This is a genomic window from Streptomyces sp. NPDC101132, assembly GCF_044759225.1.
In the GTDB taxonomy this organism is placed as follows: domain Bacteria; phylum Actinomycetota; class Actinomycetes; order Streptomycetales; family Streptomycetaceae; genus Streptomyces.
Map to the genome: position 1 here is coordinate 476650 of NZ_JBIVYX010000005.1, position 23505 is coordinate 500154.

The following is a 23505-nucleotide window of genomic DNA, read 5'->3' on the forward strand; positions in this document are numbered from 1 at the left end:
GGCCACGGGTGCCTCCAGGGAGAGCGGGAACAGGACGCGCCCACCCCTACCCACCCAAACTCCCCGGAACCGACCCGTTCGGGTGGTCCCCCCGCCCGGGCCTCGCTCACTCGCGGGGCTCGGCGATCCGCACGCCCGGGGGCGGGCCCGCGCCCATGCCCGGTGCCCGCCACGGCCGGTGAGCGCCGCCGTCCCCGTACGCCCGCGGGCGGGGCCATGGCCGTCACCCCCGCGGCCGTTGCACCGCTACGCCGCCGGGGCGCAAAGGCTCTCCGACTGCCCCGACCGCCGCAGCGCGTCCGCGACGAAGCCGGACGCCTTCAGCTCCTCCACGAAGGCCCGCAGCCACGCCACCGTCTCGGGCCGCCGGTCCACGGTCGTCCCGACGGCCTGCCTGATCTGCATGAACGCCTCGTCCAGCAAACGGACTTCGGGGTGCGCGGCCGCGTACGCGGTCATCGGCTGCCGGATGCCGGCCCCGGCCTCCAGCCCCTGCTCCCGGAAGACGTCCACGCCCTCGGCCCCGCGCACGACGGTCGCCCGCTCCAGGGCCCGGGACAGGTACAGGTCGTACGCCGAGCCCTCCTTGACGCCGATCCGCACCCCGTCGGCGTCCACCTCGGCGGCGGTGGTCAGCGCGGAGCCGGCCGGCACCGCGTACACGCCCTCGATCAGCACGTACGGGGCGGTGAACGCCACCTCCGCCTCCCGCGCCGGGTCGACGGCGAGGAAGCACAGGTCGGCCCGCCCCTCGGCCATCGCCGCGAAGGACTTGCGGGCCGCGTCGAAGCAGAGCAGCTCCAGCGGCAGGCCGAGCCGGGCGGCCAGCTCGCGCGCGATGTCCACGGTGATCCCGGCGGGCTCGTCCGGCGTGCCCTGGGCGAGCACCGGGTTCCCGAGGTTGACCGAGGCCCGCAGCACGCCCTTGGGCGCGAGGTCCTCGATCACGGCAGCAGTCAGATTCCCCATGGTCCGGAGTCTAGGCCGCGGCCCGGGACCGGTCCCGGACACCGGCGGCGGTGGCATCGGCGCCCTCGGCGCTGCACTTCCGCCACGGTGGTCACGCGACGAGCCACCCCGGACCCTCACATTCCGGCTCTCCGGGGCTCCTCGGGCGACCGGGCGGAAACCCCGGCAGGGCGCGTGAAACTCCGCAAGTCCGCGTTTCCGGACGTATCCGTACCGGGCCGAATTCCTCCTGCCGCGCGGCCGGTTCCGCTGCGAGTCTTCCGGCGTCCATCCGGATCACACTGCAGGGAGCCCGCATGAACCGAACCCGCCGCAGACTGGCGGTCCTGGCCGCCTCCGTCGTCCTCGCCCTGGTCCCGGCCGGGCTGGGTGCCGCCACCGCCCACGCGGCCGGAGCGCCGGCCCGTACGGCGGCCACGGCCACCGCAAACGGCACCGAGACGGTCATCCAGGGCAACAGCGTGCTGAACCGCGGCCAGTCCTGGTCCTCGCCCGACGGGAACACGGTCCTGGCCCAGCAGACCGACGGCCACGTGGTCCTGTACCACCACGGCACCGCGATCTGGACGGCCCGCGGCACGTACGGCATCGGCACGTACTTCGCCATGCAGGGCGACGGCAACCTCGTCGCGTACGACGCCGCGTGGCGCCCGCTGTGGAACAGCGGCACCGCGGGCCGCCCGGGCGCGTACCTGGCCGTCTCGAACGAGGGCAACCTCATCGTCTACTCGTCCGCCAACACCCCTCTGTGGTGGTCCAACTTCCGTCCCGGCGGCCCGGTCGACCCGCCGGACGACTGCTACCCCAAGCCGGGCCGCCTCTGCCCGTAGCGGCTGCCGCGGCTGCCGCGGCTGCGCGTCGAACTCGCACCACACGGTCTTCCCAGGCGACCTCGGCACCGCGCCCCAGCGGTCCGAGGTCGCCGCCACGAGGACGAGGCCCATCCCGGCCCCGACCCGCGTCCGGGACAGCCCGGGCCCGCTGTCGTGGACCTCCAGCCGGACGCCGCCGTCGTACCCGAGCAGCCGTACGCGGTATCCGCGGCCGGGAGGCACGCCGTGGCGCAGGGCGTTGGTGGCCAGCTCGCTGAGGCAGAGCAGCATGTCGTACCGGCGCGCGTGGACGCCCCACGCATCGAGCGTCTCCGCTGCGAAGTGCCGTGCGGCGCGGACGGTCTGCCGGGAGCGCGGAAAGAACCGCTCCTTCATCAGGGCGGGTTGAATGTCGATGTTCACGGGGCGATCGTCGCGCCGCGTGACTACTGTGCGGCAGTGAGCCAACCCGTACACATTGATTGGTACGGGTTGGTACGGGCATGGCACGGGCGCAGGTGGGGAGTTCGCACGTATGCCGCCGAGGAAACGCGTACCCAGGAACGGCACCGCCCTGAAGATGGTCGGGGCACAGGTGGCCGTTCTCCGCCGGGCGAAGAACATGACGCAACGTGAGCTGGCCATCCAGCTCGCCGTCGACGAGGAGACGATCGCCTCGATCGAACAGGGCAGACGAGCCCTGATGCCGGACATGGCCGAGCGGATGGACATCACCCTCACCTCCGGCGGAATCCTGACGGCCGCCGTGGCGCATCTACCCGCCGTGGACCAAGTGCCGATCTGGGCAGAGGCATTCATCGATCTGGAACGGGAGGCCCTCAGCCTGTCGTCGTACCAGAACCAGGTGATCCCAGGCCTGCTCCAGACCGAGGCCTACGCCCACGCCGTCTTCACCAACGAGCTCCCCGCTCTCAGCCAGCAGAAGATCGCCGAGCGCATGGCCGTTCGGATGGGACGCCAGCGAATCCTCGAACGGCCGGACCCTCCGAACCTCAGCTACGTCGTCTCCGAAGCAGCCCTCCGCGACCAACTGGGCGGGCCGGATGTGTACCGCGGAGCGATGCAACACTTGCGCGCCTGCGCCGACCTACCCGGCGTCACTATCCAGGTGATGCCCCTCGGGCGGCGGGCGCACGCCGGCCTCTCCGGCCCCTTCATCCTCATCGTGACACCGGACCTCCAGCACCTTGCGTACGCGGAGACACAGCGCGGCAGCCTGCTTGTCTCCGACCCCAAGGAGGTCAACATCCTGTCCTGCAAGTATGCGATGCTGCGCTCTCAGGCCCTCAACCCGGATGAGACGAAGGGCCTGTTGGACGGGTTGCTAGGAGAGCAATGAGCAACGCACTCAAGTGGTTCAAGTCCAGCTACAGCACTGAGCAGGGCGGCGACTGCGTCGAGGTCGCCATCGCTTGGCACAAGTCCAGCTACAGCACACCGGACGGCGACTCCTGCGTCGAGGTCGCCGCGTGCCCCACGGCCATCCACGTGCGGGACTCCAAGATCATCGGCGGTCCCGAGCTGCGGCTCGCGCCCCACGCCTGGGCGGCACTGACCGGCTGGGTCACCCGCTAGCACCCCCCGCACCCCGCAGGGGACCGGCAGGGGACCGGTACTGGGCCGTTCGGACGCGCTCCGCGCGACGCTCCGCGCACCCGGCGTGATGGTGAGTAGCGAACCATCGGCCGCGTGTGGAGGTCCCATGCATCCCTTCCGCTCCCGGGGCCTGAGACGGCTCGCCGTCCTCGCCCTGGCCCCCTTCCTCGCCCTGTCCACGACGACCGCCTCGGCGCAGGGCGTGTGGGTGTCCGTTCCCCCCATGCCGACGGCGCGGGCCCATCTGGCCGGGGCGGCGGCGAAGTGCCCACAGGGGTTCACGAGCACGTGCGTGTACGCCGTCGGCGGCACCGAGGCGTTCGACGTCCTGGAGGCGTACAGCCCCGCCTCCAACACCTGGATCTCGCTTCCCGCGATGCCGACCGCCCGCGAGGGCATCACGGCGACCACCGCCCCCTGCCCGAACGGGGTGCAGGGCGACTGCCTGTACACCGCGGGCGGGGTGGTGCCCAACACCGATGCCGCGACCACGACCGTGGAGGCGTACAGCACCGCCACCAACACGTGGATCACTCTGCCGGGCCTGAAGACGCCCCGTACCCTGGCCGCCTCGGCGACCGGTCCCTGCCCCGAAGGCCTGGGGCTGAGCGGCTCCTGCGTGTACGTGTTCGGCGGCCAGGACGTCAACCTCAAGAATTACCTGACCTCGGTGGAGGCCTTCAGTCCGAAGACGGGTGTCTGGGTCACGCTCGCGCCGCTCACCACGGCCCGGGCCGCGCACGCCGGGGCCACCGCACCGTGTCCCGCCAAGTCAAAGCACCACGGCACCTGCGTGTACGCCATCGGCGGCCGCAACGACTCGGGGAAGCTGAAGTCCGTCGAGGTCTACAGCCCCACCGGCAACGCCTGGTCCCACGTACCTGACATGCCCACGGCCCGCGACGAACTGGCCGCCTCGGCAGCCCCCTGCCCCGACGGCATGAAGAACACGTGCGTCTACGCCATGGGCGGCGGCGACGCCGCCAACTCGCTGCGGACCTTCGAGGCGTACAGCCCGGCCACCAACGCCTGGTCCACCCTCCCCCAGCTGCCCACTCCGCACCGCGGCTTCGCCGGGGCCACCGCGCCCTGCCCGAAGAACACCAAGAGCCCGTGCGTGTACGCGGCGGGCGGGGCACTAGTGGGAGCGGCCTCCCCCACCGGCGCCACCGAGGCCTTCGCCATCGAATGGCAGAGCAACGGCACCGGCGGCAACGGCAACGGCAACGGCAACGGCAAGCACGACAACAACGGCAACGGATCCGGCGGCAACGGCGGAAACGGCGGCCACCACGACGAGGACGCGGCCACCGTCGCAGTCCTGCCCCCGGTCACCGAACCCCCGGCGGACGCCCGCCCCTGACGGCACCGGCACGCGGAACGGCCCGGGCGCACGCGCCCGGGCCGTTCCGGTTTCCCTCACCCACCAGGGGGCGTCAGCGGTTGATCGGGGAGGAGTGCCTGCCCGTCATCTCGTCGATCTCCCCATGGGCCTTCTCCAGCAGCTTCGACGCGAGGTCCATCAGCGCCCGCGCGCCCGCGATCTCCTCCCCGACCCTCAGCTGCTCCGGGTCGGAGGGGTGGCGCAGGGAGTACCCGCGCGCCCTCAACTCCGTACCGTCGGCGAGTCTGAGGAGGCAGGCCGCGCTGGTGCGGTGGCCCTCGTCCTCGAACTCCGTCTCGACGTGCCATCCGATGTGCCGGTGCTCCGACATGACGGACTCGCCTCCACCCTTGTCCGTCGCCACGGCGGTCCGACGCGCGTCAGCGGGTGATCGGGTAGGAGGTCCGGCCCGATGCCTCGTCGATCTCGTCGTGCGCCTTGGTGAGCAGTTGTTCCTTCAGGTCGTTGAGGGCGCGGGCAGCCGCGACTTCCTCTCCCACCCTGGGCTGGTTGCCGTCACTGGGGTGACGGCTCGCGTAGCCGCGCGAGCGCAGCTCGCTCCCGTCCGGCAGGCGGACGAGGGCAGCCGCGCGGGTGCGTTTGCTGTCCTCCTGGAACTCCAGGTCGACGTGCCATCCGACAGCGTCCTTCATGGCGATCACCTCCGGGGCCGCTGATACCAGCGTGCACCCGTGCGGCCGCCCCCGCACGCTCCGGGCGGCCCGCCCGTACCCCGGGGCTACTGGTGGCGCAGCCAGCCCGCCACCTCGGTGGCCCAGTAGGTGAGGATCGTGTCGGCGCCGGCGCGCTTGATGCCGGTGAGGGTCTCCAGGATGGCCCGGTCGCGCTCGACCCAGCCCTTCTCGGCGGCGGCCTCGATCATCGCGTACTCGCCGCTGATCTGGTACGCGGAGACGGGGACGTCCACGGCCTCCGCGACGCGGTACAGGATGTCGAGGTAGGGGCCGGCGGGCTTGACCATGACCATGTCGGCGCCCTCTTCGAGGTCGAGCGCCAGCTCGCGCAGGGACTCGCGGGCGTTCGCCGGGTCCTGCTGGTACGTCTTGCGGTCGCCCTGGAGCGAGGAGGCGACGGCCTCGCGGAAGGGGCCGTAGAAGGCGGAGCTGTACTTCGCCGTGTAGGCCAGGATCGAGACGTCCTCGTGGCCGGTCTCGTCCAGTGCGTCGCGGATGACGCCCACCTGGCCGTCCATCATGCCGCTCGGGCCCACGACGTGGACGCCCGCGTCGGCCTGGACCTGCGCCATCTCGGCGTACCGCTCCAGGGTGGCGTCGTTGTCGACCCGGCCGTCCGCGTCCAGCACGCCGCAGTGGCCGTGGTCGGTGTACTCGTCGAGACAGAGGTCGGACATGATCACCAGGTCGTCGCCGACCTCGGCCTTCACGTCGCGGATGGCGACCTGGAGGATGCCGTCGGGCTCGGTGCCGGCCGTGCCGAGGGCGTCCTTGTTCTCGTCCGCCGGCACGCCGAAGAGCATGATCCCGGCGACGCCCGCCTCGACCGCCTCGACGGCGGCCTTCCGCAGCGTGTCACGGGTGTGCTGGACCACGCCCGGCATCGCGGAGATGGCGATGGGCTCGCTGATGCCCTCGCGCACGAAGGCGGGGAGGATCAGGTCGGCCGGGTGGAGCCGGGTCTCGGCCACCATCCTGCGCATGGCGGGGGTGGTGCGCAGGCGGCGGGGCCGCGAGCCGGGGAAGGATCCGTACACGCTCATGTTCGCCTCTGGGTGGGTATGGAGCAGGTCGCCCCCAGCGTAGGCGCCACCCCGCGGGAACGTTCCCCTACCCGCCCTTCTCCGGTTCACCGGGGCGAACCCCGGACCCCGCGCGGGCACATCCCGCCCCTCCGGCGTTCGGCAATCCCGCCCCTCCGGCGCTCGGCAATCCAGCCCCTCCGGCGTTTGAGGAGCGGGGGTCCGGGGGCGGAGCCCCCGAAAGGGTCCGGGCGGAGCCCTGGGGGCACCTCCCAGCGGTAGCTGGGGGAGGAACGGAGGAAGGGCGGGTAGGGGACCAGCCCCGCAGGGCAACGACCCGCACCGGCAGACGGCCCGCACCGCACCCGGCACGGGACCCGCACCCGGACCGGGCGGAGCCCGGAGGGGACACGGCGGGGCGGGAGCCCGGGAGGGCCCCCGCCCCGACGCGTCAGGTCGTACGGCGGCGCCGCGCCCCCGGCCGACGCTCGCTCGGACGGGCAACGGCCTCCCCGGCGGCCTTCGCCGCCTCCCGCCGCGCGATCCCGTACTCCGCCAGTGCCTCGGCCAGCTTCGAGACCGACGGCTCCGGCGAGAGGACGTCCACCCGCAGCCCGTGCTCCTCGGCGGTCTTCGCCGTGGCCGGACCGATACAGGCGATCACCGTCACGTTGTGCGGCTTCCCGGCGATGCCCACCAGGTTCCGCACCGTCGACGACGACGTGAACAGCACCGCGTCGAAGCCGCCGCCCTTGATCGCCTCGCGGGTCTCGGCCGGCGGCGGCGACGCCCGCACGGTGCGGTACGCCGTGACGTCGTCGACCTCCCAGCCCAGCTCGATCAGCCCGGCCACCAGCGTCTCGGTGGCGATGTCGGCACGCGGCAGGAAGACGCGGTCGATCGGGTCGAAGACCGGGTCGTACGGCGGCCAGTCCTCCAGCAGCCCGGCGGCCGACTGCTCGCCGCTCGGCACCAGGTCCGGCTTCACGCCGAACTCGACCAGCGCGGCGGCGGTCTGCTCGCCCACCGCGGCGACCTTGATGCCCGCGAAGGCGCGCGCGTCGAGCCCGTACTCCTCGAACTTCTCGCGCACCGCCTTGACCGCGTTGACCGAGGTGAAGGCGATCCACTCGTACCGGCCGGTGACCAGGCCCTTGACCGCCCGCTCCATCTGCTGCGGGGTGCGCGGCGGCTCGACGGCGATGGTCGGCACCTCGTGCGGCACCGCGCCGTAGCTGCGCAGCTGGTCGGAGAGCGAGGCCGCCTGCTCCTTCGTACGCGGGACCAGGACGCGCCAGCCGAACAGCGGCTTCGACTCGAACCAGGCCAGCTCGTCGCGGCGGGCGGCCGTGCTGTGCTCACCGACCACGGCTATCACCGGGCGGTGGCCCTCCGGGGAGGGGAGCACCTTGCCCTGCTTGAAGACCTGGGCGATGGAGCCCAGCGTCGCCGTCCAGGTGCGCTGGCGGGTGGTCGTGCCGGCGACCGTGACGGTCAGCGGGGTGTCGGGCTTGCGGCCCGCCGTGACCAGCTCGGCCGCGGCGGCGGCCACCGTCTCCAGGGTCGCGGACACCACGAGCGTGCCGTCGCTCGTACCGGCCTCGGTCCAGCAGCGCGCGTTGGCGGTGCCGGCGTCCACGAAGCGGACGTCCGTGCCGGCCGTGTCGCGCAGCGGGACACCGGCGTACGCGGGCACGCCGACGGCCGTGGCGACGCCCGGGACCACCTCGAAGGGGATGCCCTCCGTGGCGCACGCGAGCATCTCCTCGGCGGCGTTGCCGTCGAGGCCGGGGTCGCCGGTGACCGCACGGACGACCCGCTTGCCGGAGCGCGCGGCCTCCATGACAAGATTGGCGGCGTCCCGGATCACCGGCACACCGGCGGCTGCTGACGCCTCGTCAGCGACCGTCAGCTGCGGCGTGTCGACATTTGCCCGCGCATGCGTGCGTACGACGTCGAGCACCTCGGGCTCCGCGATCAGTACGTCCGCCGCGCCGAGCGCCTCGACGGCGCGCAGCGTGAGCAGTCCCGGGTCACCGGGGCCGGCACCGAGGAAGGTGACGTGCCCCTGGACGGCGACGGCCGGAAGCGCGGAGGTGGTGGAACTTGTGGGGCTCAAAGTGCTCGCTCCCCCATCAGACCGGCCGCGCCCTTGGCCAGCATCTCGTCCGCGAGTTCGCGGCCGAGCGCCAGCGCCTCGTCGTACGACTGGGGCACGGAACCGGTGGTGGACAGCTGCACCAGCGTCGAGCCGTCGGTGGTGCCGACGACGCCGCGCAGGCGCATTTCGTTGACAACCTGGCCGTCGGCCAGCAGATCGGCGAGTGCACCGACAGGTGCGCTGCAACCGGCCTCCAGGGCGGCGAGCAGGGAACGCTCGGCGGTCACGGCGGCCCGGGTGTGCGGGTCGTCGAGCTCGCCGAGCACGGCGATGAGGTCCGCGTTGTCCGCGGTGCACTCGATGGCCAGGGCACCCTGGCCGGGGGCGGGCAGCACGTTGTCGACCGACAGGAAGTCGGTGACCTCCGCGCTCATCCCGACGCGGTTGAGGCCCGCGGCGGCCAGGACCACCGCGTCGAGCTCGCCGCTGCGCACGAAGCCGATGCGGGTGTCCACGTTGCCGCGGATGGCGACGGTCTCGATGCTCTTGCCGAGCTGCCGGGCGTAGTGGTTGAGCTGGGCCATGCGGCGCGGCGAACCGGTGCCGACCCGGGCGCCGTCGGGCAGCTGCTCGAAGGTCATCCCGTCGCGGGCCACCAGGACGTCACGCGGGTCCTCGCGGCGCGGGATGGCCGCCAGCGCCAGCTCGGCGGGCTGCGCGGTGGGCAGGTCCTTGAGGGAGTGCACCGCGAAGTCGACCTCGCCGCGCAGCAGGGCGTCGCGCAGGGCGGTCACGAAGACGCCGGTGCCGCCGATCTGCGCGAGGTTCTCGCGGGAGACGTCCCCGTACGTCGTGATCTCCACGAGCTCGACGGGCCGGCCGGTCAGGGCGCGCACCGCGTCGGCGACGTGCCCGGACTGGGCCATGGCCAGCTTGCTGCGCCGCGTCCCGAGCTTGAGGGGCCTCTGGTCAGGGGCTGAGTTCGCTGAGTTCATGATGCCGGTCCTGTGTTCTTTACGCGGCTGACGGCGGCCACCGTCTCCGGGTCGAGGTCGAAGAGTTCCCGCAGTGCTTCGGCGTACCCGGCGCCACCGGGCTCGCTGGCGAGCTGCTTGACCCGCACGGTGGGCGCGTGCAGGAGCTTGTCGACGACGCGGCGGACGGTCTGGGTGACCTCCGCACGCTGGCGCTCGTCGAGATCGGGCAGCCGGCCGTCGAGTCGGGCCACCTCGCTCGCCACGACCTCGGCGGCCATGGCGCGCAGGGCGACGACGGTCGGGGTGATGTGCGCGGCGCGCTGGGCCGCGCCGAAGGCCGCCACCTCGTCGGCGACGATCTCCTTGACGAGCTCCACGTCCGTGGCCATGGGGGCGTCCGCGGACGCCTCGGCGAGCGACTCGATGTCGACGAGCCGTACGCCGGGGATGCGGTGCACGGCGGCGTCGATGTCCCGGGGCATGGCGAGGTCGAGCAGCGCGAGCCGTACGGCGCCGCCGGCCTGCGCGGGCACGGCGGCCCGCCGCACCGGCTGCCGTCCGGCGGCCTCGGCCCGGTCGGCCCACGCGCCGTGCAGCTCCAGCGAGGTGGCGTCGACCCCGGCGATGGCGGCCCGCCCGCTCGCTCCCGCGGGGGCGAGGTCGACGGGACACGCGTCGGCGTCGGCGGCGTCGGCCTCGGCGAGCGCGAGGGCGCCCTCACCGGCGGCGGCCCGGGCGGCCTCGGCCGCGGTGAGCGTGCGTGCGGCACCCGCGTCGGTCAGCCTGCCGAGCCGCGCGGCGGCCTCGGCCAGCCTCGCGACGAGGGCGGCGTCGGCGGGGGCCTGCGGCGCGGGTCCGTCACCCGCTCCTCTCCGTTCCCGGGGCTCCGTGGGGGTCGGGGCGCCCAGGGCGTCCCGGGAGGCACCGGCGACCGCCGGAACGGCGCCGGCCTGCCCGGCAGGGGTCCGGGCGGTGCCGGGCACGGCCGCGGAGCGGTCGTCGGCGGACTCGCCCGCGCCGAAGGGGCCGGTGCCGACGGCGGCGAGGACGTCCTCCTCGGCCAGCACCAGACCGGTGGCTCCGGTGCAGGACACCACCACGTCGACTCGTGTCAGCTCACGCCCGACGGAGTCCATGGCGACGGCGCGCGCCGCGACCTTCTCGCCCAGGATCTCGACGAGCCGCTCGGCCCGCTCCAGGGTCCGGTTGGCCACCACGACCTCGGCCACGCCCACCCGCGCGAGCGTCGCCGCGGCCAGCGAGGACATCGAGCCGGCACCGATCACCAGCGCCCGCTTGCCCGCGGCCCACGTCTCCACCGGCACGTCCACGGCCAGCTGCTCCAGGCCGAAAGTCACCAGCGACTGCCCGGCCCGGTCGATGCCGGTCTCGGAGTGCGCCCGCTTGCCGACCCGCAGCGCCTGCTGGAAGAGGTCGTTGATCAGGCGGCCCGCGGTGTGGAGCTCCTGCCCCAGCGCGAGCGCGTCCTTGATCTGGCCCAGGATCTGGCCCTCGCCGACGACCATCGAGTCCAGCCCGCACGCCACCGAGAAGAGGTGGTGGACGGCCCGGTCCTCGTAGTGCACGTAGAGGTACGGGGTCAGCTCCTCCAGAGCCACCCCGCTGTGCTGCGCCAGCAGCGTCGACAGCTCGGCGACACCGGCGTGGAACTTGTCCACGTCCGCGTACAGCTCGATCCGGTTGCACGTGGCGAGCACCGCCGCCTCCGTGGCCGGCTCCGCCGCCAGCGTGTCGTGCAGCAGCTTCACCTTGGCGTCGGCGGTCAGCGCGGCCCGCTCCAGCACGCTGACCGGCGCGCTGCGGTGGCTCAGCCCAACGACGAGCAGACTCATGCCGGCATCACCGCCGGTACGTCGCCCTCCGGGCCGGAACCGCCCTTGCGCCCGGCACCGGTCGTGGCGCCGCCGCCCGCGGCGGGGCGCGGCGCACCGGACGCGGGAGCGGCGGGGGCCGGAGCGGAGGAAGAGGAGGCGGCGGGGGCCGGGGCAGTAGCCGAAGGCGCGGCGGCACCGCCCGCGGGCTCCTCGCCCGCCTTCCGCTGCTCGTGGAAGGCCAGGATCTGCAGCTCGATGGAGAGGTCGACCTTCCGCACGTCGACGCCCTCGGGGACGGACAGCACGGTCGGCGCGAAGTTCAGGATGGAGGTGACGCCGGCGGCGACCAGCCGGTCGCACACCTGCTGGGCGGCGCCCGCCGGGGTCGCGATGACGCCGATCGAGACGCCGTTCTCGTCGATGATCTTCTCGAGTTCGTCGGTGTGCTGCACCGGCATTCCGGCCACCGGCTTGCCGGCCATCGCCGGGTCGGCGTCGATCAGCGCGGCCACGCGGAAACCACGGGACGCGAACCCGCCGTAATTGGCCAGGGCGGCGCCGAGGTTGCCGATGCCGACGATGACGACGGGCCAGTCCTGCGTGAGGCCCAGCTCACGGGAGATCTGGTAGACGAGGTACTCGACGTCGTAGCCGACACCGCGGGTGCCGTAGGAGCCGAGGTACGAGAAGTCCTTGCGGAGCTTGGCGGAGTTGACCCCCGCGGCCGCGGCGAGCTCCTCCGAGGAGACCGTGGGCACCGAGCGCTCGGACAGCGCGGTCAGGGCCCGCAGGTACAGCGGAAGCCGGGCGACGGTGGCCTCGGGAATGCCTCGGCTGCGGGTCGCCGGTCGGTGATTTCGGCCAGTTGCCACGATGCTCCTGCGGGATGAGCGGGGCTGCAGGCGGTCCTTTGTCCCATGACCGCCCCGTCGACAGCAGGCTATGTCTTTGTGAACGCGTGCACAAAGATTGTGTCCAATTTGTCCGACCAAAGTGATGGGGGTCACGCGTTCCGGCCACGAGCTGCGGGAACTACCGGCCGACGCCGCGCGTCCTCGTCCCGACGGGGGCAAAGCGGAACACACTCCTCTTCCATACGCCCCCGATACCGCTCAAATCGCCCTGAATGGTAACCGCACGGCGTGCCCGGCCCCCACCAGCGGAACCTCAGCCGGACAGCGCCTTGCGCAGCCGCTCCGGATTCACCCGCCAGAAGGTGTGCTGCTCACCGTCCACGAGGACAACCGGAATCTGCTCCCAGTGCCTGCGGTAGAGCTCCTCGTCCTGGGTGATGTCCTTCTTCTCCCACGAGGCGCCCGTCTCCGCGCACACCTTCTCGACGACTTCCTGGGCCACGTCACACAGGTGGCAGCCGGGCTTCCCGATGAGCGTGACCATCCGCTCCCCGGGAGCCTTCTTTTCCTTACGGCGCAGCAGAGGACTCATACGGCCATTCTCGCGCGGCTCCCGCGGTGCGGACCGGACCGGCCGGTGCCGCCAGTGTTCACACAGTCGTTTCCGCACGGTTCGGGAACACCCGAACACAATGGCTATCCTCACCCTATGGCCGCTCCCGGATGGCTCACCCGCCGTAACCGCCCCGCGACCGCGCGGAGCGTGCTCGCGGGCGAGGCGTCCGCCGAGGCCGCGCGCAAGACCTCCGCCCAGTACGCGGAATCCGCCGCGCCCGAGGCCCCCGAGGCGGCACCGGAGGAACCCGAGTTCCCCGTCGCCGGCGACGAGCGCGCCGCCGCCTTCTTCGACCTCGACAACACCGTCATGCAGGGCGCCGCGATCTTCCACTTCGGCCGGGGCCTCTACAAGCGCGAGTTCTTCCAGCGCCGCGAACTCGCCCGCTTCGCCTGGCAGCAGGCCTGGTTCCGGATCGCCGGGGTCGAGGACCCCGAGCACATGCAGGACGCCCGCGACAGCGCCCTCTCCATCGTCAAGGGCCACCGCGTCTCCGAGCTGATGGCCATCGGCGAGGAGATCTACGACGAGTACATGGCGGAGCGGATCTGGCCGGGCACCCGGGCCCTGGCCCAGGCCCACCTCGACGCCGGCCAGAAGGTCTGGCTCGTGACGGCCGCCCCCGTCGAGACGGCCACGATCATCGCCCGGCGGCTCGGCCTGACCGGCGCCCTCGGCACGGTGGCGGAGTCCGTCGAGGGCGTCTACACCGGCAGGCTCGTCGGCGAGCCGCTGCACGGACCGGCGAAGGCCGAAGCGGTGCGCGCGCTCGCCGCGGCCGAGGGCCTGGACCTGGCGCGCTGCGCCGCGTACAGCGATTCGCACAACGACATCCCCATGCTGTCGTTGGTCGGACATCCGTACGCGATCAATCCCGACACAAAACTGCGCAGGCATGCCCGGGCGAACGAGTGGCGGCTGCGCGACTATCGGACCGGCCGCAAGGCGGCCAGGGTCGGCATCCCCGCGGCGGCCGGAGTGGGCGCCCTGGCGGGCGGTACGGCGGCCGCGGTCGCCCTGCACCGGCGCCGCAAGTAGCGGCCGCGCGGACTCCCGCGGCCACCGCCCGCACGACGGGCATTCCCCCGGTTCTGCCCGCAGGACACGCGGGGCACACGGGTGCTTTCGAGTCGGCCACAACACGCCCTGGAAGCAGGCATTCCGCGTACAGAAGTGATCACCAGCCGATCACTACCAGCGATCGAATTTGCCCTCGACACGCAACAGAAGCGTCGGAATCGATGATTTGAGCAACTGGGTGTAGCGCTGCCTGTACGAAGCGTTATTCTCCTCAAACGCATACGGGCCCCCTCTCCGTCGCCCCACCACTGGTCGGCGAGTCCACGGTCCGCACTGCACGTGATGGAAGCTCTGCCTCTGGGAGTCCCGTGTACCCACCTGTCGGGGTTGACGCCTCGGGCCTGGCTACGCTCCGCGCAACGGTCCTCGGCCACTTGCGCGGCTTCGTCCCCACCGCGTACGCCCTACCCGCCTTCGCCGCCGCGGTCCCCGCCGGAATCGGCCCTGCCGGTCCCTGCTACGCCCTGGCCGACGGCGGAGCGACCGTGGGCAGACGAGGCCGGGGCAGCACCGGTACGAGCACGTCGACCGCCCGCCGCCCCACCGCGGACAGCGACAGCGCCCGCATGATGGACCTGGTCGAACGCGCCCAGAACGGCGAGGCCGAGGCCTTCGGCCGGCTGTACGACCAGTACAGCGACACGGTCTACCGCTACATCTACTACCGCGTCGGCGGCAAGGCGACGGCGGAGGATCTCACCAGCGAGACCTTCCTGCGCGCGCTGCGCCGCATCTCCACCTTCACCTGGCAGGGCCGGGACTTCGGTGCCTGGCTCGTGACGATCGCGCGCAACCTGGTCGCCGACCACTTCAAGTCCAGCCGCTTCCGGCTGGAGGTGACCACCGGCGAGATGCTCGACGCCAACGAGGTCGAGCGCAGCCCCGAAGACTCCGTCCTGGAGTCCCTGTCCAACGCGGCCCTGCTGGAGGCCGTACGGAAACTCAATCCTCAGCAGCAGGAGTGCGTGACACTGCGCTTCCTGCAGGGCCTCTCGGTGGCCGAGACGGCCAGGGTGATGGGCAAGAACGAGGGTGCCATCAAGACCCTCCAGTACCGGGCCGTCCGCACGCTGGCCCGACTGCTGCCGGACGACGCCCGCTGATTCCGACTCACATCCGGTGACCCCTGTATGACGCTGTGGTCCGATCATCCTTCGTCCGTAACCCAAGTGCCGCGCCGCTCGTTGTGCGGAATGCAGACTCCCTGTGGACACGCCCTGCCTGCGGTCGCTCACTCGAAAGAGTGGATGTGCTCAAGCCGGGCAACCATCCGGACACACAGGGGAGTCGATCGTCATGACGAGAGGAGGTGCCGCCAGTGATCGCGAACGTTTCGGCGCACCGGCGGGCGAACGCCTTCGCCCAGGCCCTGGAGGATCGGACGCTCTCCGATCCCGCGGAGACGGCGGCCGAGCAGCCCGACGCGCCTGCCGACCCGGCTGAACCGGCTGATTACGACCGGATGTTGGCCCTGGCGAACGTGCTCGACGCGCTACCGCGCCCGGAGTTGGACCCCGAGGTCAAGGTGGTGCAGCGAGCGCAGCTCGTGGCCGCCATGGAGACCATGGTGATGGAGGGAACCTTCGGAGCGGGTGCTTCGACGGACCCTCAGGTGCCCGAACAGCGGACCGGCCGTGGCGCCCACCGGGCGACCTCGCTCCGGAAGTTGCGGCCCCGCTCCCGCTGGTCGAAGGGCATCGCTGCGGGCGGCCTCACCGTCGGTGTGGCCGCGGGGGCCTTCAGCGGAGTGGCCGCTGCCAGTACCGACGCACTGCCGGGTGACTCGCTCTACCCCGTCAAGCGCGGGATGGAAGACCTCAAACTCGGTATGGCCGAAGACGATTCGGACCGGGGCGAGCTCTATCTCGACCAGGCCTCGACCAGGCTCCACGAGGCCCGGCGCCTCATGGAGCGCGGCAGGTCCGGGGCGCTCGACCACGAATCGCTGGGCGAGATCAGGCGCGCGCTGTCCGGGATGAAGCACGACGCCGAGGAAGGCCACCGCCTGCTCCACGCCGAGTACGAGCGGGACGGCTCCCTGGGCGCGATCCAGGCACTGTCCTCGTTCTCGCGCTCGCACCGCGAGGCCTGGGGACAGCTGCGCCAGCGGCTGCCCGCCCAGCTCACCGACGTCGGTGACGAGGTGAACTCGGTCTTCGACGCCATAGACGACGAGGTCGCGCCGCTGCAGTCGCTGCTGCCCAAGACTCCCGAGCAGCACCGCGAGGCCAAGTCGGCCGGCGGCGCCGGCGCGGACCAGGGCACCGGCCGGGCCGAGCCCGGCGGCCGGCACGCCGCTCCGTCGGCGTCTCCGGACCCCCAGGGGCGTACGCCTGAGCGCCCGGGACCCAGCGAGTCGGGCGACGACGACTCCGAAGGCCTGCTCGGCGGCGGTACGGGCGACCTGCTCGACCCGCCCAAGGAGTCGAAGACCACGCCGCCGGCCACGTCCTCGTCCTCCCCGAAGCCGGACATCACCCTGCCGCCCATCCTGCCGGGGATCCTCCCGGGCCTGGGTCTGGGCGCGGAGGACGCGGAGTAGGACACGCACGAGGGGTGGGGCACCGGAGAACCGGCGCCCCACCCCTCGCCATGCGTGCAGGGCGGCCCGCGCTGCGTGCAGCGCGGCGCGCGCTCAGAAGAAGACCGACCTCCGCTGCACCAGCAGCTTGTACAGCGTGTGCTGGATCTGCTCCCGCACCTGATCGGTCAGGTTGAACATCAGCATCGGGTCCTCCGCCGCCTCCGGCGGGTACCCGTCCGTCGGGATCGGCTCCCCGAACTGGATCGTCCACTTCGTCGGCAGCGGCACCGCCCCCAGCGGCCCCAGCCACGGGAAGGTCGGCGTCACCGGGAAGTACGGCAGCCCGAACAGCCGCGCCAGCGTCTTCGCGTTCCCGATCATGGGGTAGATCTCCTCCGCCCCCACGATCGAGCAGGGCACGATCGGCGTGCCCGCCCGCAGCGCCGTCGAGACGAACCCGCCCCGCCCGAACCGCTGGAGCTTGTACCGCTCGCCGAACGGCTTCCCTATCCCCTTGAAGCCCTCGGGCATCACGCCCACCAGCTCTCCGGCCTCCAGCAGCCGCTGCGCGTCCTCCGCGCACGCCAGCGTGTGCCCGGCCTTGCGCGCCAGCTCGTTGACGACCGGCAGCATGAACACCAGGTCCGCGGCCAGCAGCCGCAGGTGCCGCTGCGCCGGGTGCCTGTCGTGCACGGCGACCTGGAGCATCAGCCCGTCCAGCGGCAGCGTCCCGGAATGGTTGGCGACGATCAGCGCCCCGCCCTCCGCGGGGATGTTCTCGACGCCCTTCACCTCGACCCGGAAGTACCCCTCGTACAGGGGCCGCAGCAGCGACATGAGCACCTGGTCGGTGAGCTCCTTGTCGTAGCCGAACTCGTCGACCTCGTACTCGCCCGTCAGACGGCGCCGCAGGAAGGCCAGTCCGCTCGCGATCCGCCGGTCCCAGCCCTCGGCCGTCCCCCCGCCACCGGCGGCCGCGCGCTCCCCGGGGCCCGGGGGCTCCTCCTCGGGAACCTCCGGCACGACCACCGGGACCGGCGCCTCGCGCCCCTCCCGCCGCCCGCCGCCGGCCCGGCGCCGCGGCGCCCTGCGCGGCCGCTCACGGTCCTCGTCGAACGGGATGACCTTGGCATCCGCCATCACAACAGCGCCCCTCTCAGGCGGTCGACGGTACGTCCCAGCGCCTCCGGCGGCAGCAGCCCCGGCCCCCGGCTCCGCGCGAAGTCCGCGAAGGTCTCGGCGGTCGTGTACGAAGGCTCGAAGCCCAGCACCTCGCGCATCTGCGTGGTCTGCACGACCCTCCCGTGCGTGAGCAGCCGGATCTGCTCCGGCGAGAAGTCCGCGAAGCCCACCGTGCGCAGCGCCTGGCCCACCCACGTGACCGCGGGCAGCAGCAGCGGCACCGTCGGCCGCCCCAGCCGCCGCGAACACTGCGAGAGCAGCAGCACGCCGTCACCGGCGATGTTGAACGTACCGCTGTTGAGCGTGCCGCGCCGGGGCTCGCCCGAGGCCAGCTCCAGCACGTCCACCACGTCGTCCTCGTGGACGAACTGGAGCCGCGGGTCGTAGCCCAGCACCGTGGGCATCACCGGCATCGAGAAGAACTCGGCCAGCGCCGAGTCGGCGCGGGGGCCCAGGATGTTCGCGAAGCGCAGCACGCAGACCGCCACGTCGGGCCTGCGTCGCGCGAAGCCGCGCACGTACCCCTCGACCTCGACCGCGTCCTTGGCGAAGCCGCCGCCGGGCAGCGCCTTCGGCTGGGTGGTCTCGGTGAACACCGCGGGATCGCGGGGCGCGGCCCCGTACACGCTCGTGGTCGACTTCACGACCAGCCGGCGCACCGTCGGGGACTTCTGGCAGGCACCGAGCAGCTGCATGGTCCCGATGACGTTGGCCTCCTTCACGGAGGTCCGGCCGCCGCCGCCCAGCGGGGGGCTGCCGGTGACCGCGAGGTGGACGACGGTGTCCACGGCGTGCTCGGCGAGGATCCGCGCGATCGACGGCTGTCTGATGTCGGCCTGGAGGAAGACGGCCGAGCCGAGCCGCCGGACGGGCTCCTCGGTGTCCACCGCGACGACCCGCTCCACGTCCGGGTCCCGCTGGATCCGCCGCACGAAGCGGCTGCCCAGCTGCCGGGCGGCCCCGGTGACCAGCACGACCTTGCCCACGATCAGCGCCTCCCCTTCGATGCCGGACGCGCGGCCGCGAACGGCCCGCGCGGGCATGAGTTCCCTGGGCCCTTATACACCGCGGCCCCTCCACCAAAGGATGGTGGAGGGGCCGCGGAGAACACGTACAGACGCCGTTTACTTCTTGTTACGGCGCTGGACGCGCGTGCGCTTGAGCAGCTTGCGGTGCTTCTTCTTGGCCATCCGCTTGCGCCGCTTCTTGATAACAGAGCCCACGACTACCCTCGCTCACTTCTCTTCACTGGTGCGGGGCGTCTGGGCCCACACGACCTACGTCGGCCTAGCCTACCCGCCCGAGCTCCGAGCCTGTTAACCGAGGGGAGGCGTCAGGCCGTCTCCACCCCCACGTAGGACTCCCGGAGGTACTCGTGGACCGCGTTCTCGGGGACCCGGAAGGACCGGCCCACTCGGATCGCGGGCAGATGGCCATTGTGCACCAGGCGGTACACGGTCATCTTCGACACTCGCATCACCGAGGCGACCTCCGCCACGGTCAGGAACTGCACCTCACTGAGAGGCCTCTCGCCAGCAGCCATGACACACCTTGACCTTCCGCACCTGACGGGCACCGGCTTCCCCTCCGGTTACTCCTCGTCGTTGCGCGCTCACTCCCAGAGTAGGGGCGGGTGGTACGAGTGGGGAAGAGGAGCTGCGCCCACCGGCTCAGGCCGCGAGGCTCGCCCGGTCGAGTAAGTAGCGCGTGAGCGGACGGTAGTAGTCCGAACGCACGGCGTCATCAAGCGGAACGGCCACCGACACCCGCCCCTCGGCCTCGCCGACGAACAGCGCCGGGTCGTCCGTGTCGGCCAGCCCGATGGCCTCGAACCCCAGCTGACCTGCGCCGCAGACCCATCCGTGATCGCCGACGACCAGGGCCGGCAGCGGCCCGCCGGAGTCGGCCAGGGCCCCCAGGGCGACCCGAACCGGGAGCGGCGAGTGCGTATGTGCGCCGGTCGCACTGCCGGGCGGGCGCGCTCCGGGTTCCCGCACGAGGGCGACACCCCGTACGTAATCGAGGGTGTACGGACGTACGCCGAACCGGCTCGCCATGTCGACACCACACCCCTGCGCCGGCGTGAGGACTTCACATCCCGCCGCCGACAGCGCCTCCGCCAAACTGACGTAGAACCCCAGGAGACGGTGCGGATGACCGGTGCCGAACAGCACGGGTGCCCGCGCCGCCGCCACCTGCCGTAACCGGCCCGCGAACGCGTCGAGCGCCGCCAGGGTCCGCTCCGGATCGATGACGTCCGGGCCGCTCACGTGACGGGGGTCGTCCGACACACCGCACTTGTCGGCCATCAGCGCCAGCAGGTCGCCCTCGCCCCAGCCCCACTCCGGGTCCAGCCCGAGCAGCGCCCGCGGATCGCGCGCCGCGAACAGGCGGTAGCTGCGCAGGCTCTCCTCCCGGGAGGTCGCCACGGGCCCGGCCAACCGGGCGGCCAGCAGATGCGCGCGCAGCGCGGCGGTGCTCAACACCGTTCGATGCTCCCGCACCGGCCGGGTGTCAGCACCGAAACGCCGGATACGGCCCACACTTGGCCTAACTCTTTCCGGCCCGGAGGCGGCCGGGCAATGGCACGGCCCCCGGCCGGATCCGGCCGGTCGGCGACCGCGTCAGGCCAGTAGCCCCCGCAGCGGGAAGACCGCCCGCCGGGTCGCGAGGATCGCCTGGTCGACCCGGTCCGCCGGGTCGTAACCCGCCTCCCAGTCCGCCCAGCTGACGGACCGTCCGTCCGTCATCCGCCCCGGCGCCAGCTGCCGCGTCCGCGCGTAGGCCGCCTCCCGCCAGGAGGCCGGCACGGCGGTCTCCGGGTCCACGGGCCGGTGCGCGGCGATGCCGACCAGGTGCGTCCACGACCTCGGTACGACGTCCACGATCGCGTACCCGCCTCCGCCGAGCGCGAGCCAGCGCCCGTCGGCGTGCTCGTGGGCCAGCGCGTGACAGGACTCCTGCACGGCCCGCTGGGCGTCCAGCGACACCGCCAGGTGCGCGAGGGGGTCCTCGAAGTGGGTGTCGGCGCCGTGCTGGGTCACCAGCACCTGCGGCCGGAACTCCGCCAGCACCTCGGGCACCACCGCGTGGAACGCCCGCAGCCAGCCCGCGTCCCCGGTGCCGGCCGGCAGCGCCACGTTCACCGCCGAGCCCTCCGCCCCGCCGGTCTCCTCCGGCCAGCCGGTCTGCGGGAAGAGCGTCCGGGGGTGCTCGTGCAGGGAGACCGTCAGCACCCGGGGGTCGTCCCAGAAGGCCGCCTGGACCCCGTCCCCGTGGTGCACGTCGACGTCCACGTACGCCACCCGCTCGGCACCCAGTTCCAGGAGCCGCGCGATGGCCAGCGCCGCGTCGTTGTACACGCAGAACCCGGCCGCGCCGCCCGGCATCGCGTGGTGCAGCCCGCCCGCGAAGTTCACGGCGTGTTCGGCCTCGCCGCGCCACACCGCCTCGGCGGCCGCCACGGACTGCCCGGCGATCAGCGCGGAGGCCTCGTGGATGCCGTGGAACGCCGGGTCGTCGACCGTCCCGAGCCCGTACGAGCCGTCGGCGACACCGGGGTCGGCCGACACCTCCCGCACGGCGGCCACGTAGTCCTCGCGGTGCACCAGCCGCAGCGTGGAGTCACCGGCCGCCTTGGCCGCCCGTACCTCGACCTCCCGGTCGAGCCCGAAGGCCCGTACCAGGCCCATGGTCAGCGCCAGGCGCGCCGGGTCCATCGGATGGCTCGGCCCGAAGTCATACCCCGTGACCGCCTCGTCCCACATCAACAGCGCGCGCCCGCTCATGCCCGCCACCGTATCGGGCGGTCTCGGCGCCGAACGAGCGGGCGTACCCGAGTGTGACAAGTACGAGGGCCATCGGTACGAGCATGGCGCCCCGGTAGCTCCACGCGTCGCCCAGGGCACCGACGAGCGGGGAACCGACCAGGAAGCCGACGTAGTTGAAGATGTTCAGCCGCGCGATGGCGGCGTCGGAGGATCCGGGGAAGAGGCGTCCCGCGGCCGCGAAGGTCTGCGGCACGATCACGCACAGCCCGAAGCCCAGCAGCGTGAACCCGGCCATCCCGGCCCAGGGCCCGGGCGCGACCGCCACGACGGCGAAGCCGGCGGCGGCGAGCAGCGTCCCGCCGCGCACCACGGCCACGGCCCCGAGGCGGCGCACGCCGAGGTCGCCGACGGCCCGGCCGAGCAGCGTGGTCACCATGTAGACGTTGTAGGGGACGGTGGCCAGTTGCTCGGAGCTGCCCAGCACGTCCTGGAGGTACTTGGCGCTCCAGTTGGCGACGGTCGAGTCGCCGATGTACGCGCAGGCCATCACCAGGCAGAGCGGCAGCAGCAGCTTGAACGCGACGCCGGAGGACCCGGCCGCAGGGGTGCCCTCGCCGGCCTCCTCGGGCCGGCGCTGGTCGACGTACCAGCGCGACCCCACGAGTGCGGCGGGCAGCAGGAGCAGGACGGCCGGCAGGTAGGAGACGAACAGCGACAGGTGCCAGTGGGCGCCGGCCCAGGCCGCGGAGGCGCCGGCGATGCCGCCGAGGCTGTACGCGGCGTGGAAGCCCAGCATGATGCTGCGGCCGTAGTCGCGCTGGAGGCTGACGCCCAGCATGTTCATGGACGCGTCCAGGGCGCCGACCGCGAGGCCGAAGGCGCCGAGCGCGACGGCCACGTGCCACATCTGCGACCCGGCGCCCACCCCGAGGAGCGCGAGCAGCACGAGCGGCTGGCTCCACCGCAGCACGACGCTGGGCGGGACGCTGCGCACGAGCTTCTCCGTGGCCACGCTCGACACCCCGGCCAGGATCGGCACGGCGGCCAGGAAGGCCGGGAGCAGGGCGTCGGATATCCCGTACCGGTCCTGGATGGCGGGGATCCGCGTCACCAGGAGGGCGAACGTGACCCCCTGGACGAAGAAGCTGACCGCCAGGGAAGCCCGGCCGCGGCGCAGGCGCACGTCTGTCATGGCCGCACAGCGTAGGGCTCGCCACTACCGGTGGGTAGATGGATCACATGGCCAGTTTCAGCAGCCCGGGGAGCTCGGCCATGGAACCGAAGAGTCCGTTCGCCCCGGCGAGGCGGCCGGCGGGGGTCATGGCGGTGAACCCGTAGACGTCCATGCCGGCGGCCACCGCGGCCTGCACGCCGAGCGGGCTGTCCTCGACGACCACGCACCGCTCGGGCGCGACGCCCATCTTCGCGGCGGCGTGGAGGAAGAGGTCGGGGGCGGGCTTGCCCTTCCCGACGTCCTCGGCGCTGAAGATGCGGGCGTCGTCGAAGTACCCGGTCAGCCCGGCGCTCCGGTGGCCGACCCGGATCCGCTCGTGGCTCCCGGAGGAGGCGAGGCAGTACGCCGTCCCGCTCGCCCGGAGCCCGTCGAGCATCTCCCGCACGCCGGGCACGGGCTCCAGCTCGCGCGCGAAGGCGGCGAAGACGCGCGCGTGGAACGTCTCGTCGAACCCGTCGGGCAGCCGCCGGCCGGTGCGCTCCAGGACGAGCTCGTGGACCCGGTGCATGGCGGCGCCCATGTGGTCGCGCAGAGAGTCCTCGTAGCTGGTGGGGTGCCCCAGCTCGGTCAGGTAGGCGGCCAGGAGGGTGTTGGAAATCCGCTCGCTGTCCACCAGCACGCCGTCGTTGTCGAAGATGACGAGTTCATAGCCCATGCCCCGACCCTAAACGTCCCGGACTTCTCCGGAAACGCAGAAAAGCCCCGCACCAGGATTCTTACGAATCGGTGCGGGGCTTCCCCACAATGATTGTTCGGCGGCGTCCTACTCTCCCACAGGGTCCCCCCTGCAGTACCATCGGCGCTGAAAGGCTTAGCTTCCGGGTTCGGAATGT

Annotated in this window: 24 protein-coding genes, 1 rRNA gene and 1 pseudogene; 7 read left to right on the top strand and 19 right to left on the bottom strand. The window is 72.4% G+C overall.

Annotation, left to right across the window (positions count from 1 at the left end):
• Nucleotides 1–246: 246 nt before the first annotated feature.
• Nucleotides 247–969 (bottom strand): transporter substrate-binding domain-containing protein, encoded by a 723-nt coding sequence (locus ACIQUR_RS15130; RefSeq protein WP_403663837.1) that lies wholly within the window; start codon nt 967–969, stop codon nt 247–249.
• A 296-nt stretch (nt 970–1265) separates the two neighbouring features.
• Here ACIQUR_RS15130 and ACIQUR_RS15135 point away from each other — a divergent pair, with 296 nt between their 5' ends.
• Complete coding sequence (locus ACIQUR_RS15135) at nt 1266–1799, top strand: hypothetical protein (RefSeq protein WP_403663840.1); 534 nt, start codon at nt 1266–1268, stop codon at nt 1797–1799.
• A gap of 36 nt (nt 1800–1835) precedes the next feature.
• On the opposite strand, the pseudogene ACIQUR_RS15140 reads toward ACIQUR_RS15135, so the two are convergent.
• Nucleotides 1836–2426: pseudogene (locus tag ACIQUR_RS15140) on the bottom strand (ATP-binding protein); the annotation flags it as partial.
• Here ACIQUR_RS15140 and ACIQUR_RS15145 point away from each other — a divergent pair.
• The 3 genes from ACIQUR_RS15145 to ACIQUR_RS15155 all read left to right on the top strand — a co-directional run bounded on the left by ACIQUR_RS15145 (nt 2362) and on the right by ACIQUR_RS15155 (nt 4761).
• Entirely contained in the window at nt 2362–3141 is a 780-nt protein-coding gene (locus ACIQUR_RS15145; protein ID WP_403663955.1) for a Scr1 family TA system antitoxin-like transcriptional regulator, read from the top strand. The pseudogene ACIQUR_RS15140 and the gene ACIQUR_RS15145 overlap by 65 nt on opposite strands.
• Nucleotides 3138–3377, top strand: coding sequence for a DUF397 domain-containing protein (locus ACIQUR_RS15150; RefSeq protein WP_403663843.1), 240 nt, complete (start codon nt 3138–3140; stop codon nt 3375–3377). The genes ACIQUR_RS15145 and ACIQUR_RS15150 overlap by 4 nt, the downstream gene beginning before the upstream one ends.
• Before the next feature lie 127 nt (nt 3378–3504).
• A complete protein-coding gene (locus tag ACIQUR_RS15155) occupies nt 3505–4761 on the top strand; it encodes a Kelch repeat-containing protein (protein WP_403663846.1) in 1257 nt (418 codons plus the stop codon).
• A 73-nt stretch (nt 4762–4834) separates the two neighbouring features.
• On the opposite strand, the gene ACIQUR_RS15160 is transcribed toward ACIQUR_RS15155, so the two are convergent.
• From ACIQUR_RS15160 to ACIQUR_RS15195, 8 genes are all read right to left on the bottom strand, one after another.
• Entirely contained in the window at nt 4835–5113 is a 279-nt protein-coding gene (locus tag ACIQUR_RS15160; protein WP_403663849.1) for a DUF1876 domain-containing protein, read from the bottom strand.
• Between the two features lie 49 nt (nt 5114–5162).
• A complete protein-coding gene (locus ACIQUR_RS15165; protein ID WP_403663852.1) occupies nt 5163–5435 on the bottom strand; it encodes a DUF1876 domain-containing protein in 273 nt (90 codons plus the stop codon).
• A gap of 86 nt (nt 5436–5521) precedes the next feature.
• On the bottom strand, nt 5522–6520 hold the full coding sequence (gene hemB, locus ACIQUR_RS15170) for a porphobilinogen synthase (protein ID WP_403663855.1): 999 nt from the start codon (nt 6518–6520) through the stop codon (nt 5522–5524).
• A 430-nt stretch (nt 6521–6950) separates the two neighbouring features.
• On the bottom strand, nt 6951–8618 hold the full coding sequence (locus ACIQUR_RS15175) for a uroporphyrinogen-III synthase (RefSeq protein WP_403663858.1): 1668 nt from the start codon (nt 8616–8618) through the stop codon (nt 6951–6953).
• Complete coding sequence (gene hemC, locus ACIQUR_RS15180; protein WP_403663861.1) at nt 8615–9595, bottom strand: hydroxymethylbilane synthase; 981 nt, start codon at nt 9593–9595, stop codon at nt 8615–8617. Before hemC ends, ACIQUR_RS15175 begins: the two co-directional genes overlap by 4 nt.
• Nucleotides 9592–11430, bottom strand: coding sequence for a glutamyl-tRNA reductase (locus ACIQUR_RS15185; RefSeq protein ID WP_403663864.1), 1839 nt, complete (start codon nt 11428–11430; stop codon nt 9592–9594). The genes hemC and ACIQUR_RS15185 overlap by 4 nt, the downstream gene beginning before the upstream one ends.
• Nucleotides 11427–12284, bottom strand: coding sequence for a redox-sensing transcriptional repressor Rex (locus ACIQUR_RS15190; RefSeq protein ID WP_403663867.1), 858 nt, complete (start codon nt 12282–12284; stop codon nt 11427–11429). The genes ACIQUR_RS15185 and ACIQUR_RS15190 overlap by 4 nt, the downstream gene beginning before the upstream one ends.
• A gap of 295 nt (nt 12285–12579) precedes the next feature.
• A complete protein-coding gene (locus ACIQUR_RS15195; protein WP_403663870.1) occupies nt 12580–12858 on the bottom strand; it encodes a glutaredoxin family protein in 279 nt (92 codons plus the stop codon).
• Nucleotides 12859–12975: 117 nt separating this feature from the next.
• On the opposite strand from ACIQUR_RS15195, the gene ACIQUR_RS15200 reads away from it, so the two are divergent.
• From ACIQUR_RS15200 to ACIQUR_RS15210, 3 genes are all read left to right on the top strand, one after another.
• Nucleotides 12976–13920 (top strand): HAD family hydrolase, encoded by a 945-nt coding sequence (locus ACIQUR_RS15200; RefSeq protein ID WP_403663873.1) that lies wholly within the window; start codon nt 12976–12978, stop codon nt 13918–13920.
• A 350-nt stretch (nt 13921–14270) separates the two neighbouring features.
• A complete protein-coding gene (locus ACIQUR_RS15205; RefSeq protein ID WP_403663876.1) occupies nt 14271–15065 on the top strand; it encodes an ECF subfamily RNA polymerase sigma factor, BldN family in 795 nt (264 codons plus the stop codon).
• Between the two features lie 215 nt (nt 15066–15280).
• The gene (locus ACIQUR_RS15210; RefSeq protein WP_403663879.1) at nt 15281–16504 is read left to right on the top strand and encodes a DUF5667 domain-containing protein; all 1224 of its coding nucleotides are present in this window, start codon (nt 15281–15283) and stop codon (nt 16502–16504) included.
• 93 nt (nt 16505–16597) lie between these two features.
• On the opposite strand, the gene ACIQUR_RS15215 is transcribed toward ACIQUR_RS15210, so the two are convergent.
• The 9 genes from ACIQUR_RS15215 to rrf all read right to left on the bottom strand — a co-directional run.
• Complete coding sequence (locus tag ACIQUR_RS15215) at nt 16598–17626, bottom strand: lysophospholipid acyltransferase family protein (protein WP_403663881.1); 1029 nt, start codon at nt 17624–17626, stop codon at nt 16598–16600.
• Nucleotides 17626–18654 carry an NAD-dependent epimerase/dehydratase family protein gene (locus ACIQUR_RS15220; RefSeq protein WP_403663958.1) on the bottom strand — a complete coding sequence of 343 codons (1029 nt, stop codon included), beginning with the start codon at nt 18652–18654 and terminating at the stop codon, nt 17626–17628. The genes ACIQUR_RS15215 and ACIQUR_RS15220 overlap by 1 nt, the downstream gene beginning before the upstream one ends.
• A 138-nt stretch (nt 18655–18792) precedes the next feature.
• Nucleotides 18793–18891, bottom strand: coding sequence for a 30S ribosomal protein bS22 (locus tag ACIQUR_RS15225; RefSeq protein ID WP_003948845.1), 99 nt, complete (start codon nt 18889–18891; stop codon nt 18793–18795).
• A gap of 110 nt (nt 18892–19001) precedes the next feature.
• A complete protein-coding gene (locus tag ACIQUR_RS15230; protein ID WP_158939552.1) occupies nt 19002–19211 on the bottom strand; it encodes a helix-turn-helix domain-containing protein in 210 nt (69 codons plus the stop codon).
• Between the two features lie 127 nt (nt 19212–19338).
• Entirely contained in the window at nt 19339–20154 is an 816-nt protein-coding gene (locus tag ACIQUR_RS15235; RefSeq protein WP_403663884.1) for a phosphatase, read from the bottom strand.
• A gap of 138 nt (nt 20155–20292) precedes the next feature.
• Nucleotides 20293–21456 carry an acetoin utilization protein AcuC gene (locus ACIQUR_RS15240; protein ID WP_403663887.1) on the bottom strand — a complete coding sequence of 388 codons (1164 nt, stop codon included), beginning with the start codon at nt 21454–21456 and terminating at the stop codon, nt 20293–20295.
• Complete coding sequence (locus tag ACIQUR_RS15245) at nt 21407–22630, bottom strand: MFS transporter (protein ID WP_403663891.1); 1224 nt, start codon at nt 22628–22630, stop codon at nt 21407–21409. The genes ACIQUR_RS15240 and ACIQUR_RS15245 overlap by 50 nt, the downstream gene beginning before the upstream one ends.
• 43 nt (nt 22631–22673) lie before the next feature.
• Complete coding sequence (locus ACIQUR_RS15250; RefSeq protein WP_403663894.1) at nt 22674–23327, bottom strand: HAD family hydrolase; 654 nt, start codon at nt 23325–23327, stop codon at nt 22674–22676.
• Nucleotides 23328–23422: 95 nt separating this feature from the next.
• A 5S ribosomal RNA gene (gene rrf, locus ACIQUR_RS15255) occupies nt 23423–23505 on the bottom strand; the annotation flags it as partial.